The sequence below is a fragment of the Johnsonella ignava ATCC 51276 genome (assembly GCF_000235445.1).
Lineage (GTDB): Bacteria > Bacillota > Clostridia > Lachnospirales > Lachnospiraceae > Johnsonella > Johnsonella ignava.
The window spans coordinates 17,847-35,363 of the sequence record NZ_JH378833.1; the positions used below are offsets into that span (position 1 = coordinate 17,847).

Here is a 17,517-nt window from a genome sequence, read left to right on the forward strand (position 1 = left end):
AAAATAATATTTTTGATTTTTAATCAGTAATCTCAAATTAGCAATCCATCCCTAAATAAAAGGAATCGACTATTTTATAAATCCTTTAAAATAATTAAGCTTTATCTTTTTAGTTCTTCACGGTAAAATTCTCTAAAATCAGTATATCCCTGCTTATTAAGCTGTTCTTTCTGAAATTTTTTATTTTTATTCATGGAAGATACAAGTACCGTCTTTCCATCCGTTCTTTCAGCCTCCGCCTCTCTTAAAATATCTGAAAGAATTTTACGGTCAATACCCTTTTCGTATAAAAATGCGGTTTTTTCATTTAAACTGGGTATCTTGAAGCCGCTGTCGCAAAGTATTGCAATAATACGCTCAAAGCCTATTGAAAAACCGCATGCAGGCGTGTCGGTACCTGTAAATTTTCCTATCATCTTATCATATCTTCCTCCGCCTGCAACCGAGCCTGAAAATCCATCCATTGATATCTCAAACACAGTGCCTGTATAGTATCCCATCCCCCTTACCAGTGAAGGATCAAATACTATATCAAAGTCAAGGCTTTTACAGTTGTTTACAATCTCTGAGGTAAATATAAAGCTATCTACAACTTCTTCATTTATAAATCCCTCAAGTTCTTTTTTAAGTAAATCACCGGTTTTTGAAATGTCTTTACTCTCTGAAAGTTTCTGTAATAACCCGGTATACTTAGAGGTACTTTTTTCATCACAGCCTGATTCAATAAGCTCCTTTTGTACTCCGGCTAAACCTATCTTATCCATCTTATCAAGTATTATAAAAACATCAGACAGTTTATCGGAGATAAAGCCTGCATACTCCGACATCGCCTTTAAAATCTCCCGATTATTAAGCCTTATAAAAAATTTATTTTCAGGGCATATTTTTGACAAAACTGATGCTGCTGCAAGCAAAAGCTCTATCTCGGCAAACTCGCTTGCATCTCCTATTATATCTATATCACACTGTGTAAATTGCCTGTATCTGCCTTTCTGCGGTCTGTCAGCCCTAAATACGCTTCCTATCTGAAGTGCCTTAAACGGCATAGGCAGTTTTGATGAATTTGCCGCAAAATATCTTGCAAGCGGGAGTGTAAGGTCATACCTAAGCCCCATATCAGTTAAATCAAGCTCTTTATCGACATTATTCAGATTCAGCTTTTCTCCTCTTTTTAAAATTTTAAATATAAGCTTTTCATTTTCACCGCCCTGTGAACTTAAAAGATTGCCTATATGTTCAGCTGCCGGAGTTTTAATAGGAGTAAAACCGTAGCTTCTGTAAGTTTTCTTTATAATAGCTATAAGATAATCTCTTAATTCCATCTCATCAGGCAGTATATCTTTCATACCCGTTACCGGCTTTTTTATAAGTGTCATAATATCTCCTGTTTATATATTTTTCTATTTAATATCAATATTATACAGTATTTCATAATTACAAAGCTTTATAAATCCATATATTTCTCTTTAATCCTCTCTATATAAAGTGCCGGATCTTTTACATTTTCAGCTCTTTCAATACGATTCTCATCAGGTATCACAATCTTGGAGGTCGATCCCGCTCCGCAGCCTATTATAGTCTGTTTTTCCTCCATTATCATAATATTATATATACATTCACAGCCTGCTTTACTATATCCTACATTTTCAAAATTACCTGCTGTATTTTTCTGCCTGTACAGATAATAGGGCATAAGTCCCATATCCCTGCAATACTGCCTGCTTATATCAAGCATACTCTCAACAGCTTCATAGGCAGTTGATTTATATCTGTATTTTTCCGTATTGAGTCTGGCTGCTCTTTTTAATGCCAGGCAATGTACTGTAATACTTTCAGGTGCAAGCCTTTTAAGCTCATAAAAAGTATTCTGCACATCTTCGGCATCTTCCCCCGGCAGTCCCAGTATCACATCCATATTTATATTTAAAAATCCCGCCTTTCTCGCAAGTGCAAATGCTTCCTTTACCATATCAACATCATGGTTCCTGCCTATTGTATTTAAGGTTTTAAGGTTCATGCTCTGAGGATTTACCGAAATGCGATCAACACCGTACTTTTTTAATACCAGAAGCTTTTCATATGTTATACTGTCGGGACGTCCTGCCTCAACACTAAATTCAAGAACATCATCTATATTAAAAAAACTTTTTAAAGCAGAAAGTAAGGTTTCAAGGTCGCATGCCTCAAGTGATGTCGGAGTACCACCTCCTATATAGATGCTGTGCAGTTTCATATCCTTCATCCTTTTTGCCGTGTATTCTAACTCACGGCAAAGGGCGGCAATATATTCATTCTTTTTTAATGCCCATCTGGATATAGGGTATGATGTAAATGAACAGTAAAGACATGTAGAAGGACAAAAGGGTATGCCTATATAAAGACTCCAGCCATTGTTATAATCAATATCTTTTAATATTCTTATCTCATTTAATGCCGTATCCACACATAAGCATGCTTTTTCCTTCCCTGTAAGATATGTTGTTTTTATCTCATCAAGAACTTCCTGAGTTGAAAAGCCCGATTCCATCATATTTACAGCAATTTTCACCGGTCTTATACCCGTAAGTGTCCCCCACGGCAGCTCTATGCCTGTATGTTTGCTTAAAATCCTGTATAACTGTCTTTTAAGCTCATTTTTAACTTCAGTCCTTGAATTATATATATTTACACTAAAGTGTTCCTCATCATATGCCTCAGGTTCAGTATGGCTGCCAAAAATCAATTCCACATCATATATACCGCCGTCCGGATTATCTATCCTTCTGCCTGTAAATATAATACCTGCTTGAGGATCAGCCTTGTATATATACGTCCTGCCCGGATAAAATGCCATAAAAAGCTCCCTGATGTCCTGTTCAAACGGCATATCAAAAAGTAACAGAGCTATCATAGCAAATCTATATTCCTGCCTATGTAAACAGATATTATATTTCGTTTTTTTTCACTTTTAATAGTAGTGGCAGGACCATGTCCCGGAAGCACTACAGTTTCCTCAGGCAGTATAAAAAGTTTGTCAAGTATTGAATGTATCATATCTTTTTTACTGCTGCTGTACAGATCACAGCGCCCATAGCTTTCTTTAAATAAAGTATCACCTGATAAAAGCAGTTCTTCATCCTTTGCATAATAGCAGCAGCCTCCCTTTGTATGACCCGGTGTAAGGATTACCTCCCAGTCAGTTCCAAGCATATTTATATGCTCCCCGTCCTTTAGAAAAATATCCGCTTTAAGTGAAAACGGTTCTCCAATCACCTCGATTGAGCAGTTATGCTCGGGAACGGAAGCTATATCATCTTCTTCCTCGTGAAGATATGCCTTTATTGAATACCTGTCCCTTAAATCATCAACTGCCATTATATGATCAAAGTGCCCGTGAGTAAGCATTATCGCCACAGGTTTAAGCTTAAGCCTTTCGATTAATTCAATTATTCTGGGTGCATCGCATGAAGGATCAACTATAAATGCCTCCTTAGTTTCATCATTATATACAACATAAGTATTTGTACTTACTATGCCAAGCACAAGCATCTCCACCCTTAGGTTTTTCATAAATTTTTCTCCTTAAAATCCGGCATAAAGACCTGAATGCCTAGGCAAAACAGGTCTTTATCGCTTTTATTATATTTACTTTATTATACTTATTTAGACTATAATTATTTTATTATACTCTTTATTACATTTATTCCGAATACGGAAATTTTTAATTAACTGTACTTAAATAAAAAGAACATATTTTTTCCTTTTTACCCGGTTAAACGCTCATCCTGATGTTCTTACGATATCCTCAACACCGGGTACCTGTCTTAGCTTTGACATTATCCTGTTTAGTTCATCCACACCGCTTATATCAAAGCCTGCCTCAATAGTAGCCTGACCCTGTTTATTTACCCTTGCCTGCATCGTATTTATCGTAATGCCTGATTCACTAAACATCCCTGAAAGGTCATTTATTATCCTGTTTCTGTTTGCAACATAAATCTTGATTTCAACAGGATATTTTTTGCCCCCTCCTTCTTCCTCTGTAAAGTCCCACTCTGCAGGAGTAAGTCTCTTTCTTTCCTCTTCCTGCATATTTATTATATTTATGCAGTCGGTACGATGTATAGTTACTCCTCTTCCTCTTGAGATATAACCTATTATTTCATCGCCCGGTATGGGCGAACAGCATTTTGAGCACCTTACCAAAAGCTCATCAGCCCCCTGAACTATTATACCATATTTTGAATGAGCAGTTTTTGATATACTCTTTTTACTGGAATCATTTATCTTGGAAATGATCTCATCATCAGTTATATTTACCTTATCTTCCTTATTCTTTTCAGAGAGCATCCTGTTGACAATCTGCCCTTCCTTTATGCCTCCATGTCCTACGGCGGCAAGTGCGGCATCCCATGTCTTATAGGAATAACGCCTCATTACCTTTGCCTGATACTCCGGTTTATTTATATCACTCCATTTTATACCCTTTGCAATACAGTATTTTTCAATAAGTGCCCTGCCCTTTGATACATTTTCTTCTTTTAATTCGGTGCGAAACCAAAGTTCGATTTTATTTCTGGCACGTGAGCTTTTGACTATATTTAGCCAGTCAAGACTAGGTCCCGGTGAATTATGTGATGTGATTATATCAATTTGATCACCGCTTTGTATTTGATATGTCTTAGGAACATTTTTCCCGTTTACTCTTGCACCGACCATCTTATTTCCAAGTGCCGAGTGTATGGCATAGGCAAAGTCAATAGGGGTTGAACCTATCGGCAGATGCTCTATCCTGCCCTTCGGTGAAAAACAATAAACATGCCCTGACAGCATATTAAGCTCACCTTTCATAAGCTCCATAAAATGAACATTATCGGTGCTGTCCTGCTCAAGCTCACTAAGTCTGCTTAACCATGTGTTTATATTCTGATCAAATTCGGCATTTGCCTTGGCATCCTTGCCCTTTTGCTTATATTTCCAATGCGCCGCTATACCGTATTCTGCAACTTTATGCATCTCTTTTGTTCTTATCTGTGCTTCAACGTACTCACCGTCAATCATAAGCATAACATGCAGGGACTGGTAGTTATTTACTTTAGGTCTGTTGATATAATCCTTTATAGTAGCGGGTTTAAAGCTATATATCTGTCCCAGCATTCCAAGTACCAGATAACATTCTTCCTCTGTGTTTACAATAATTCTTACCGCAAAAAGATCATATATCTGTTCAAATTCCTTTTTCTGGTTAAGCATTTTTTTGTAAATTGAAAAATAATGCTTAACCCTGCCAATTACTTCACCCGATATGCCCCTCTGCTCAAGATTTGCCTTGACATTTTCAACCACATTACTTACAAGCTCCTCGCAATTTTTTCTTTTTGCACGCAGTTTCTTCTCAATCTCTTTATACCTGCCCGGATGCAGATATTTAAGTGCAAGATCGTCAAGCTCAACCTTAATCTTTGATATGCCCAGGTTCTGTGCAAGCGGAGAGTATATCTGTATGGTTTCCTGAGCCTTTTCTTTTTGTTTTTCAACCTTCATAAACTGCAATGTACGCATATTATGAAGTCTGTCGGCAAGCTTTATAATTAAAACACCTATATTTTTTGACATTGATATAAACATCTTTTTCATATTATCGGCATAAACAGCGGTTTTTTCAGCATCTGCCGATACATTCGTAAGCTTTGTAACACCGTCTACAAGAAAGGATATTCGGTCACCAAATACTTCACTTATATCATCAATTTTATAATTTTTATTATCTTCAACTACATCATGCAGAAGACCTGCCGCTATAATTCCTACATCAAGCTTCATATCTGCAAGTATTATTGCTACACTTATAGGATGTGTTATATATGGTATGCCTGATTTTCTCACCTGACCCTTATGTGCGGCACAGGCAATAGTGTACGCCTTTTCAACCAAAGAAATATCTTCATTTTTATTGTTTTTCTTTATTTTTTCCAGAAGTACCGCATACAATTCATTCTGCTCTCCTTCACCGTCAGAACTCCATAATCCGTTTTCATCTGAAATAGCAGAGTTTTTCCCTTTATTATCTTTTTTAAGCTCCGCTTCCTCAAGAACCTTCTGTATATGACTTTTTTCAACCACCTTAAGGCTTCTTGCCTTTTTTCTGGCAAGCTTTGCAGCCCTTCTTTGTGCCCGCCTTTTTTGAGTATCTTCTGAAAGAGCAGCTTCATTATCTTTTTTTACAATATCTTTATTTTCCTCACCCTCATGTACAGCACTTTTATCAGGCATATCAGTGCCTTTATGCAGAGCAACTTCACTATTTGCACTACCTGACTGTGAGATTTCATTATTATCTATATTTATATTTTCTTTATTGTCTTTTATAATTTCTTTATTGTCAGCCATATTTCCATTCTCCTCTTAAAAAGAATTAATAAATATTATAGTAATTTTATAATAAAAATGCAAGATTTTGATTGATTATAATAAGACCTGTATTATAGGTATATAACAGAAAAACTGCCATAACAGTCATTACAATAGACTATGGCAGTTTTTGTATTTATATTCATGCTATTTATTTTTTAATATGGTAAGTCCTGCTAAAATACCTGCTGATATTAAACACATGTACTCATACCCATATATTAGCAGATATTAAACCCTTATTTTAAAGTGGATATATTTCCCTTCACGGTATTATGATGATTTAATATAAAATTTCAGAGACCTGTTCTATTTTAATTTACTCCTGCTCTTACCGCAGCCTTGCCCTGACTTCTAAGTATAATACTGAGTTTCTTATAAAGCAGTACTGTAATACCTGACACAAACACACCTTTTATTACATTAAATGGTACCGTTGCAAAAAGAACAAGTGTCTGTATTGAATTTATAGCAGGATTTACAGAGCTACCCATGGCAACTATGTTATCCAGCGACATGCCGTAAAGCTGTGCAAATTTAGGCAGGAGATATATGGCATTAAAGGCTGACCCGAATACCGTCATAAATAAAGTTCCTGCCACACAGCCTATAATAGCATAATGCTTGTTTCTATTAAAAAGATATATAAATCCTGCCGGTAATATAAGGCTGCAACCAACTACAAAGTTTGCAAGCTCACCCACAAAAGCCGTATTTGTAGAACGGAATATAAGTTTTAATACTATTTTACAAAATTCAGTAAGTACGCCTGCCACAGGTCCGTATGCAAAGGTTACTATAAGTACAGGTACTTCCGATAAATCAATCTTGTAAAAAGGCGGTGCAAACGGCAACGGCATCTCAATCATCATAAGCACACTGCTTATAGCTGAAAACAATCCTATAACAACAATCTTTTTTGTATTAAGTATCCTTTCTCTGCTTGAGTTTATAGTATTGAATTTCTTTTCAATTGCATATGAAGATGCAAATATAATAAACACTATCGCCATAAATTGAGCCACAAATAATGAATTTTCCAATACTGTCTGTATTATTTTCATTTTAGTACGACCTTTCTTTCAGATAAGCTTCTTTACAAATAAACTTCTAAAATTAATAATTGTTCAAATTTTAATTTTATATAACTTTTTGTTTATAGCTTAACATAATATTTTGGTATAAAATTCTATTTTTATTTATATAGTTTATTACTATGAATTAAACATTTACAAACAAAAACAGGCTTCGAAATAATTCTCGAAACCTTGAAAGATACTCTGTACCGGCTTATACCGTACCACATCAGATATACCATTTACTGCTTTAAAAAACACACCTGATATGTTTTATAATAATACCCTTCTCTCATCCGGACTATACCGTCGGTTCCGGAATTACACCGGATCAGCCAGTTTCAGCTCGCAGACTTTACTGCCGGTGGGGACTTGCACCCCGCCCCGAAGAACTATTTGTTGCATCTTTATGATAACACTGTAAAAAGAATAATGCAAGTAAAAAATCATTTTTTTATTTTTAGCTAAAATTAATTTTTTAAAATTAAAAATTAATTTTTTTTAAAAAAATGATAAAGTATATGGACATTATTATATAATCATGTTATTATCAGATTGTTATAAAAAAATCTAAAGGAGATATATTTTATGAAAAAACTTTTAAGCACCTTGTTAGTTGGAGCAGCTGTATTAAGTATGGCAGCATGCTCAGGAGGAGTCAAAAATACTGTTTCATCAACACAGGCAGACAGCAAATCAGAATCAGGCAAAGAAGCTTCATCAAAGAGTGAATCCAAATCAGAAGCCGCAAGTTCAATTGCCGTAGGAGGCAGTGCAAAATCGGAAAGCGGCTCTGCCGGTGCTGTAACCAGCGATGACTTTAAGGGAGAAGGTAAAAAAGTTTACACTTTTACTGATGGATTTAATGAAGTTGAGGCTACATTTACATACAAAGACAATAAAGTTCTCAGTCAGACAACACACTCAAAATTAATGTACAGCATGTTTGGTCTCACCAATAAAGAAGAGGCTGAAAAGATGTTCAAACCGATTGTTGAAAAAATTCAGGCGGTTGAGGGTGTTAAGGAAGAACTGGTTTTTAATGATGACCATTATGTTGAAGACATAACAGTAGATTTTACTAAAGTCGATCTTGCTAAACTTGGAGAAGCCCAAGGCACAGCAGTATATAAAGATGAATCCGATTTAATGATGTCAACTATAAGTCAGAGACTTATTTCTTCAGGGTATGTCGAAAAGAAATAGAATTCTATACTTTAGAATATACTAAAAAATAGAAATAAACAAATTTACCATGCCGGGATTTTTAAAAACAGAAATTCCGGCATCTTTAATTACTTTTAATAATATATTTTCTAAAATTTTTCAATTATTTCTCACATTATTTCTCCATTACTTCCCTATCCTAAAGTGTTGTAACTTTTATAGAATTTTAACGAATCACAAATACCTTTCCCAAACTGCAATTCTTCTTTAAATTTTTTTAATTTTATATAGTTATATTATTATAACATATATAGACATTACAAGATAATCATGTTATTATCAATGTGCTATATAAAAATCTAAAGGAGACGTATTATTTATGAAAAAATTTTTAAGCTGCCTGTTAGTTGCTGTAGCCGTGTCAGGTATAGCGGCATGCTCAGGAGGAAATAAAAACGCAGTTTCCTCAACACAGGCAAACAACAATTCAGAATCAGACAAGGAATCTTTATCAAATAGTGAATCTAAATCTGATTCTTCAGGCTCAATTGCAGAAGGCGACAGTGTCATGTCAGACAGCAGCTGTGCCGGAGCTGTAAACAATAGCAAATTTAAGGGTGAGGGTACAAAAACTTATACAATTGGGTACGGATTTAATATGTTTGAATATACATTTACATACAAAGATAATAAAGTTCTAAGCGAATCAGAGCATACAATACGTAGATACCGTGTAGAAAATTTTCTTCATCCCTCTAAAGAAGATGCTGAAGAACGTTTAAAACCTGAAATTGAAACTCTTAATGCACTTGAGGGCATTACTGCAACAGTAGTTTTTAATGATGATTACTATGTTAAGGATATATCAATTGATTATACTAAAACTGATATTGATAAACTTGCTGAAGTTCAAAAAGAGAAACACATACATTTTACTTCAATGGAAAATAATTTTGACATGACAGCTATAGAAAATCAATTTATCCCACCGAGATTTACTAAAAAGAGCAGTCCTAAATCAACTGCCAAATATTCAGGTACAGAATTTAGCGGCAAAGGTACAAAGGTTTATATACACCCAGATATCCCTGAAACAGATCTTAAAATTACATTTACATATGAAGATAATAAAGTTTTAAGCGAGTCAATATATACGAAAAAACTGTACTACGATGATTATTTTAACAGTAAAGAGGAAGCTGAAGAAATACTCACACCGCTAAATGAAAAGTCCAATTCGATTGAAGGTGTTACATCAAAAATGACTTTTAATGATGACCATTATATTACAGACTATACAGTTGATTTTACTAAAGTCGATTTTGATAAACTTGCAGAAACAAACGGGGGATATTATATATATTCAGATGAATCTGATTTAAATATGGAAGATATATACCAGGAATTATCTTTTTTAGGATATGTAGAAAAGAAATAAAATCCTATACTTTATACTTAAAGAAATAGAACTCTATACTTGTGAATATTCTAAAAAATAGAGATAAACAAATATGCCCGGATTTTGAAAAATTCCGGCATATTTGTTTATTGAACGAGCATTTTAAATAATATATTTTTTTAAAAACATCTCAATTATTTCCACATCCTCCGAGGTTGTAACTTTTATATTGGTATATTCACCATATCCCAGTTTAACTTTTATATCCGTCATTTTTTCAATCACTGCGGCATCATCCGTTACACCTCTAAAATCTCCCGCCTCAAAAAGCTTTCTGTAAGCATTTTTACACAGCTCATAAGAAAATGCCTGAGGAGTTTGTATACAATATATATCTTTTCTGTCCGGAGTAAGCCGTGAAAAACCATTCTCATCAGCAATCTTTACAGTATCTTTTGAAAGTACGGCAGGTACATAGGCTTTAAATTTAAGTCCGCCTTTTATGGAATTCTCAATTATGTTCTTACTTACAGCCGGTCTTGCAGCATCATGTATAAGCACAAGATCATACTTTTTTTTCAAAACAGCCGGGTGAAGCAAGGCATTATATACCGATTCATACCTGCTCTTGCCGCCTTTTGATATATACAGAACTTTAGATATACCATATTTCTTTATAATATTTTTATCTACATACTCTATATCATCTTCAGGCACTGCCACCGCTATATCATCAACACAGCTTTCTTCAAAAGTTTTCAGGCTATAAACCATCATAGGTATACCGTTTAAATGAAGGTACTGCTTAGGTACTTCCATCTGCATTCTGCTTCCGCTGCCTGCTGCCAGTATAATTGCAAGAGTTTTTATGCTTTGCATTGTCTTATTCTACCTTTTCACCCAGTTTTAATGCCGGAAAGGCATTTAAATCCAATCCGCTTCTTTTCCCGTTCAAAAAATCATAGTAAGCGGCAGCTCCTATCATAGCCGCATTATCTGTGCAGTATACAGGTGAGGGATAATAAAGCTTAATACCGTTTTCATCACATGTTTTTTTCATAGTTTCTCTCAGCAGACTGTTTGCGGCTACTCCTCCTGCCATCGCCGCCTGTTTAAATCCATAATCATGTGCGGCTTTAACAGTATGCTCCACCAGAACTTCAACTACCGATTTTTGAAATGAAGCCGCAACATCGGCAGTATTTACAGCTTTGCCCCTCATATTTACACTGTTTAGATAGTTTAATACCGCAGATTTTACTCCTGAAAAGCTGAAATCATATTCCGACTTGGCAACCTTTGCTTTTGGAAATACTATCGCATAGGGATCGCCTTTTTTTGCCTCCGCATCTATCTTAGGACCTCCCGGATAGCCAAGTCCTATACTTCTTGCAACCTTGTCAAAGGCTTCCCCTGCGGCATCATCACAGGTTTTTCCTATGATTTCTATATCCGTATAGTCTTTTACTGCCGCAAGCTGTGTGTGTCCGCCTGAAACTACAAGACATAAAAACGGCGGTTTAATATCATGTTCTATATAGTTTGCAGCTATATGTCCCTCTATATGATGTACTCCTATAAGCGGCTTTTTCAGTGCATAGGCAAATGCCTTTGCGTGGGCAACGCCTACCAGAAGCGCCCCTACAAGTCCGGGACCGCAGGTTACTGCGACCGCATCAATCTCGGAAACTTTAATGTCAGCATCTGAAAGTGCCTGTGCAATAACATAATTTATCTTTTCTATATGGTTTCTTGATGCAAGTTCAGGTACTACTCCACCATAAACGGTATGAAGCTCTATCTGTGATGATATTACATTTGAAAGCACCGTTTTTCCGTTTTTAACAACTGCTGCGGCAGTTTCATCACAGGAGGTTTCAACTGCAAGTATACATATATTGCCGCCGGCTTCTTTTTTAACGCTGCCGGTTAAACAGCCCTCCCCTCCGATATCATCCTTAAGTTTATCATTTATATAAGAATTGCTTCCCATAATTACCTGCTGTTTTCATTGTTTTATATATAAATATTTTATAGTTTAATATCTTATAACTGAATATCTTATAGCTGAATATCTTATAGCTGAATATCTTATAGCTATACATTTCCGGTTAAAGACTTTATAATCAAATATATTACTTTATAATAAAGTATATTATAAAGTAAATATCAAATCCAGGCGGTATCATTCGTCATCAAAGCCAAGCTCAAGGCTCCAGCCGTCTCTTGGGGTTTTTGTATATGGAAATATTTTGCGAAGATCATCAAGGTACTCATCAGGTTTATTCATAGACGGGCTGTAATGTGTAAGCCAAAGCATTTTAGGTTGTGCTTTTTTTGCTATTTCCGCCGCCTCATACATAGTCATATGCTTATGTTCCCTGGCATTCTCCTCCTTACCGTCCTCACCATACATACCCTCACATATAAATAAATCCGCCCCCTGTGCATATTTTTCAATCACAGGTACAGGTCTTGTATCAGTGCAGTAGCATACCTTAAGACCTCTTCTTTCAGGTCCCATAACCATATCAGGTGTGTATATGCCGCTGATATCCTCAATACTCTCTCCATTTTGCAGTTTATTCCAAAATTTTAACGGTATATTCAGCTCTTTCGCTTTCAGTGCGTTAAACCGCCCTTTTCTCGGTATGCTTATGGTATAGCCGTAGCATAATATCCTGTGTTCCACCTTAAATGCTTCTATTTTATAGGGACCTATATAAAAAACTTCCTCTTTTTCTTCTATTTCCTTATATACTATTTCAAAAGGAAGCTCAGGTGCAATACTTCTTAATGCACCTACAACCCTGCATAATCCTTTAGGACCTATGAGGGTTACAGGTTCAATCCTCTGTGCATTGCCAAGTGTAAGCAAAAGCCCCGGCAAGCCGCCTATATGATCTGCATGATAATGTGTAAAGCATATTACATCTATCGGTCTCGGGCTCCAACCCTTTTGACTTAAAGCTATCTGTGTACCTTCGCCGCAGTCTATCAAAAGGTTGCTTCCTTTACATCTTGCCATCATTGAAGTCAGCCATCTGTATGGCAGCGGCATCATACCGCCGGTACCAAGCAGACATATGTCCAACATAAATTTAATCACCTCATTCTAATTATTTAAAATCTTTTCCATTAATATCGCATCCTCTGTGGGATGCGAATAGTAATCTTTTCTTATTCCATTTTGTACAAATCCGAATTTTTTATAAAGAGCAGTTGCAGGCTCATTGTCCCTTCTGACCTCAAGCCTTACAACTGATACTCCCTTACATTTGCATATAAGCAGAATTTTATTTAATAATAGCTGTGCCGTTCCCTCATTTCTTCTTTCCTTTAGTACCGCAAGTCTCATTAGCTCAGCTTCCGGAGCGAGTATCCTTATATTTGCATAACCTATGGTCTTTGTACTCTCCTGTGCCATCTCAATAAAATCATAGCTGTTTTTATACATTTCTTCTATTATCTTTTCGGACCACGGCTCTTTAAAACATTCCTTTTCTATGTATGCTATATCCTTAATATCTTCTGCAAGCATCTGTCTTATCCACATTTTAGTGTTTTGACTCCATTTCTCTTTCCGCCTGGCTTTTTCTCAAATACTCAGGCACCATGCTTTGTGCACTTACAACCTTTCCCTGTCTGTAATATTTTGCCCCGAGACATGCAAGCGTACCTGCCCTCTGTCTGTTCATATATGCGGGTGCAAAAGCGTATGGACATGCAAAATGATTTTTTATAAATTCCTTATACACAGGAACCCCGTCTCCTAAAAATATTACTTCATCACCCAGGCTTTCAAGTTCATAAAGCACTTCTTTTATATCGGCGGCAAATGATTGTTTTATTACCTCAAAATCACTTTCATTTTTATAAAATCCTGTATAAACCTGATTTCTCCTTGCATCCATTATAGGGCATATAAGTGCATGGCTTTTAAATATATTATATGCCGTCATATCAAGTGTAGGAACTGCTATCAGAGGTTTTCCAAGTGCCATTCCAAGCCCTTTTGCCGTCGCCGCTCCTATCCTCAGCCCTGTAAAAGAGCCCGGACCTGATGAAACGGCTATGGCATCAATCTCTGAAACATCCGTATCGGAACTTTTAAGTACAGAATCTATCATGGGAAGCAGTGTCTGTGAATGTGTCTTTTTATTATTTAAAGTATACTCTGCCTTTATTACATCGTCTTCCCAAACAGCTGCCGATGCCACAAGTGAAGAGCTTTCAACCGCAAGTATTTTCATGTTATAAACAGGAACCTTTCATATTGATAATTTAATATAAATTTATAACCCCTCAACTGTAATCCGTCTATAATCAAGTCCTTTTTGAACATCTCTATCAATTCTTATCTTTATGGCAAAATCGGGAATTATATTCTCTATAAGCTCTGACCACTCAATAATACATACTCCGCTGCCGAATAAATAATCCTCAAAGCCTATCTCATACATCTCATCGGAATCCGATATACGGTACGCATCAAAATGATACAAAGGCAGTCTGCCTCCGTCATACACCTGCATTATAGTAAAAGTGGGGCTTACTATATCATCATCTATACCCAGTCCAAGAGCAAAACCTTTTGCAAATACCGTCTTTCCCGCACCTATCTCACCGTCAAGGCATATCACGGTTCCGCCTTTTATATACTTTGAAAAATCATATGCAAACCTTAAAGTGTTTTCATATGAAAAACTGTCATATATCATATATTTATTTAAAACCGTTAGTAAAACGTGTAAAAAAACTGACCCTCGTCTTACTCTTTATAAGCTCCTTAAGTCTGTAATTATCTTTATTCAAATACCTTTTCGGTATAAGATAAGCCCTTATATTATTTAAAAATATAATAATCATAGTATTTGTTGCAGCACTTTTATAAACCATATTCCACTCAAATTTAAGACTCTGTCCTGACTGAAATACCTCAAAACCGCTTTCATCAAATATTATTTTAAATCCGTCTTTTATATGGTTGTTTTTCGCCTGCTTAAAAGCCTTTAAGTACAACATAGCAGGCTGTATTACACTGAACAGCAGTATAAAAAATACAAACAACAGCTTCATAGGAATATCAGAACTGCTTATATTGATCATCAGCATATATATGGCTGCCAATGTAAAAGAAAGATTAAAAATGCCAAGCATACCTCTGTTGGCATTGTACATTGAAAAAAGCCAGATATCATTTACATTTAATTTTATATCAAGACTTATGCCGTCTTTTTTATCTTTATTTTCTTTGTCTTTTGTAATATTATGCATTACCTTCATAAGCCTATATATTAATATTGTAAGGAAATAGACTATATAACAAAAAGTTAAAACAGCATTGTAAGTCCTATCCTTTTTTTTGCAGCATCTATTTTAATTACCTTTACCTCAATTATATCCCCTATACTCAGCACCTCAAGCGGATGCTTTATATATTTGTCTGACATTTGAGATATATGTACCAACCCGTCCTGATGTACCCCTATATCTATAAATGCACCGAAATCAATTACATTCCTTACAGTGCCCTTTAAAATCATGCCTTCCTTAAGATCATCAATACTAAGTACATCAGTCCTTAATATAGGTTTAGGCATCTCATCTCTAGGATCTCTGGCAGGTTTTTCAAGTTCATCAGCTATATCTGCCAAAGTTACTTCTCCTATGCCCAGCTCCTTTGAGATTTTTTTATAATCAACAATCTTTTTTGATATACCTTTTACACCGCCATGTTTAAGCTGTGAAAGCTCATATCCCAGTATTTTAAGCAGTTCCTTTGCCGCAGCATATGATTCGGGATGTACACTTGTAAAATCAAGCGGCTCATCCCCTGAAGATATTCTTAAAAATCCTGCACACTGCTCAAAAGATTTAGGTCCCAGCTTAGGTACTTTCAAAAGCTGTTTTCTTGTTTTAAAACCTCCGTTTTCCTCCCTGTAAGAAACTATATTTCTTGCTATAGTCTTATTTATACCCGAGATATATTCAAGGAGTGAAACCGATGCGGTATTTAAATCAACACCCACCTTATTTACACAATCTTCAACCACATTTACAAGAGTTTCATTCAAATACCTCTGGTTCATATCGTGTTGGTACTGCCCTACACCTATTGATTTAGGATCTATCTTTACAAGTTCGGCAAGAGGATCCTGAACTCTCCTCGCTATTGATACCGCACTTCTTGCTCCTACATCAAAATGCGGAAATTCCTCGGCAGCAAGTTTACCGGCGGAATATACACTCGCTCCGGCTTCATTTACAATTATATATTTTATATCTTCACCAAGCTCTTTTAAAAAGCCGGCAATAAATGCCTCCGATTCTCTTGAAGCCGTTCCGTTTCCTACTGAAATAAGCGATATATTATGCTTTTTAATAAGCTTTTCCAGCACTTCTTTTGCTTCTTTAGTTTTATTTTGCGGTGCTGTTGGATATATCACAACCGTTTCAAGCACTTTACCGTTTTCATCTACAACAGCCAGTTTACAGCCTGTTCTAAATGCCGGGTCCCAGCCCAAAACCACCTTTCCCTTTACCGGCGGCTGCATAAGAAGCTGTTTGAGATTTTCACCAAAAACCCTTATAGCCCCTGTTTCAGCCCTCAAAGTAAGTTCGTTTCTAATTTCTCTTTCAATAGCGGGCTGCATCAGTCTTTTATATGAATCTGAAACAGCCTCTTTTATATAAGGCTCTGTGAAGCTGTTGTTATTTTTAATAATCTGTCTTTCAAGAAAATTAATTATTACATCTTCAGGGGTATTTATCTTTACATTAAGAACCTTTTCCTTTTCTCCCCTGTTTATGGCAAGAATCCTATGCCCTGCACATCTGCATGCACTTTCTTCAAAGCTGTAATAATTTTCATACACACTTGTCTCTTCTTTATCTTTTGCCTGTGAGGATATAGTACCGTCCCTCATAATATCACGTCTTATCCTCGCCCTGAAATCCGCATTGTCAGAGATTTTTTCTGCAATTATATCAAGTGCGCCTGCGATTGCCGCCTTTTCATCTTCAACCTCCAACCCCTCTTTATCCGATATAAATGCAGCGGCAGCCTCTGTAACCGGGTATGTGATTTCCTGTGCAAGTATTATATCCGAAAGCCCTTCAAGCCCTTTTTCCCTTGCTGTCGAAGCCCTTGTCCTTTTTTTAGGTCTGTAAGGTCTGTAAAGATCCTCAACTTCAACTAAGGCGGAGGCATTTAAAATACGATTTTTAAGCTCATCGTCCAAAACTCCCTGCTCATCAAGAGCCGCTATAACCTGTTCCATCCTTTCAGACAGATTTCTAAGCTGCCCAAGCCTTTCATTCAGATTCCTTAAAACCTCATCATTTAAAGAGCCTGTCATTTCTTTCCTATACCTTGCTATAAAAGGTATTGTATTGCCTTCATCAATTAATTTGACTGCCGCCTGCACCTGTGAGGTTTTTACATCAAGCTCACAGGCTAATATATTTACTATGTCCATAATA

General features: G+C 36.1%; 15 protein-coding genes and 1 riboswitch. Of the genes, 2 read left to right on the top strand and 13 right to left on the bottom strand.

What is annotated here, in order from left to right:
* Positions 1-101 precede the first annotated feature (101 nt).
* From hisS to HMPREF9333_RS07285, 5 genes are all read right to left on the bottom strand, one after another.
* Positions 102-1,376, bottom strand: a complete 1,275-nt coding sequence (gene hisS, locus HMPREF9333_RS07265) for a histidine--tRNA ligase (protein ID WP_005541012.1) — start codon at positions 1,374-1,376, stop codon at positions 102-104.
* A gap of 68 nt (positions 1,377-1,444) precedes the next feature.
* Positions 1,445-2,890 (bottom strand): coproporphyrinogen dehydrogenase HemZ, encoded by a 1,446-nt coding sequence (hemZ, locus tag HMPREF9333_RS07270; RefSeq protein WP_005541014.1) that lies wholly within the window; start codon positions 2,888-2,890, stop codon positions 1,445-1,447.
* Positions 2,887-3,549: an MBL fold metallo-hydrolase gene (locus HMPREF9333_RS07275; RefSeq protein ID WP_005541017.1), complete on the bottom strand. Its 663-nt coding sequence runs from the start codon at positions 3,547-3,549 to the stop codon at positions 2,887-2,889. Before HMPREF9333_RS07275 ends, hemZ begins: the two co-directional genes overlap by 4 nt.
* Before the next feature lie 210 nt (positions 3,550-3,759).
* Positions 3,760-6,369 (bottom strand): RelA/SpoT family protein, encoded by a 2,610-nt coding sequence (locus HMPREF9333_RS07280; protein ID WP_005541020.1) that lies wholly within the window; start codon positions 6,367-6,369, stop codon positions 3,760-3,762.
* A gap of 335 nt (positions 6,370-6,704) precedes the next feature.
* Complete coding sequence (locus HMPREF9333_RS07285; RefSeq protein WP_005541022.1) at positions 6,705-7,454, bottom strand: ECF transporter S component; 750 nt, start codon at positions 7,452-7,454, stop codon at positions 6,705-6,707.
* Between the two features lie 292 nt (positions 7,455-7,746).
* Positions 7,747-7,862: riboswitch (FMN riboswitch) on the bottom strand.
* Between the two features lie 192 nt (positions 7,863-8,054).
* Here HMPREF9333_RS07285 and HMPREF9333_RS12270 point away from each other — a divergent pair.
* Positions 8,055-8,672, top strand: coding sequence for a DUF1307 domain-containing protein (locus HMPREF9333_RS12270; RefSeq protein WP_005541023.1), 618 nt, complete (start codon positions 8,055-8,057; stop codon positions 8,670-8,672).
* A 340-nt stretch (positions 8,673-9,012) separates the two neighbouring features.
* Complete coding sequence (locus HMPREF9333_RS07295) at positions 9,013-10,071, top strand: DUF1307 domain-containing protein (RefSeq protein WP_005541025.1); 1,059 nt, start codon at positions 9,013-9,015, stop codon at positions 10,069-10,071.
* Positions 10,072-10,194: 123 nt separating this feature from the next.
* Here the strand turns inward: HMPREF9333_RS07295 and ispD are convergent, their stop codons facing one another.
* From ispD to HMPREF9333_RS07335, 8 genes are all read right to left on the bottom strand, one after another.
* Positions 10,195-10,911, bottom strand: coding sequence for a 2-C-methyl-D-erythritol 4-phosphate cytidylyltransferase (gene ispD / locus HMPREF9333_RS07300; protein ID WP_005541026.1), 717 nt, complete (start codon positions 10,909-10,911; stop codon positions 10,195-10,197).
* 4 nt (positions 10,912-10,915) lie between these two features.
* A complete protein-coding gene (tsaD, locus tag HMPREF9333_RS07305; protein WP_005541028.1) occupies positions 10,916-12,025 on the bottom strand; it encodes a tRNA (adenosine(37)-N6)-threonylcarbamoyltransferase complex transferase subunit TsaD in 1,110 nt (369 codons plus the stop codon).
* 192 nt (positions 12,026-12,217) lie between these two features.
* Complete coding sequence (locus tag HMPREF9333_RS07310) at positions 12,218-13,129, bottom strand: ribonuclease Z (protein ID WP_005541030.1); 912 nt, start codon at positions 13,127-13,129, stop codon at positions 12,218-12,220.
* 18 nt (positions 13,130-13,147) lie between these two features.
* Positions 13,148-13,588 (bottom strand): ribosomal protein S18-alanine N-acetyltransferase, encoded by a 441-nt coding sequence (rimI, locus tag HMPREF9333_RS07315; protein WP_005541031.1) that lies wholly within the window; start codon positions 13,586-13,588, stop codon positions 13,148-13,150.
* 1 nt (position 13,589) lies between these two features.
* The gene (gene tsaB, locus HMPREF9333_RS07320) at positions 13,590-14,285 is read right to left on the bottom strand and encodes a tRNA (adenosine(37)-N6)-threonylcarbamoyltransferase complex dimerization subunit type 1 TsaB (RefSeq protein ID WP_005541033.1); all 696 of its coding nucleotides are present in this window, start codon (positions 14,283-14,285) and stop codon (positions 13,590-13,592) included.
* Between the two features lie 42 nt (positions 14,286-14,327).
* A complete protein-coding gene (gene tsaE, locus HMPREF9333_RS07325; protein WP_005541035.1) occupies positions 14,328-14,753 on the bottom strand; it encodes a tRNA (adenosine(37)-N6)-threonylcarbamoyltransferase complex ATPase subunit type 1 TsaE in 426 nt (141 codons plus the stop codon).
* A gap of 4 nt (positions 14,754-14,757) precedes the next feature.
* A complete protein-coding gene (locus tag HMPREF9333_RS07330) occupies positions 14,758-15,309 on the bottom strand; it encodes a YcxB family protein (protein ID WP_005541037.1) in 552 nt (183 codons plus the stop codon).
* Between the two features lie 56 nt (positions 15,310-15,365).
* Positions 15,366-17,513, bottom strand: a complete 2,148-nt coding sequence (locus tag HMPREF9333_RS07335; protein ID WP_005541040.1) for a Tex family protein — start codon at positions 17,511-17,513, stop codon at positions 15,366-15,368.
* Positions 17,514-17,517: the final 4 nt, after the last annotated feature.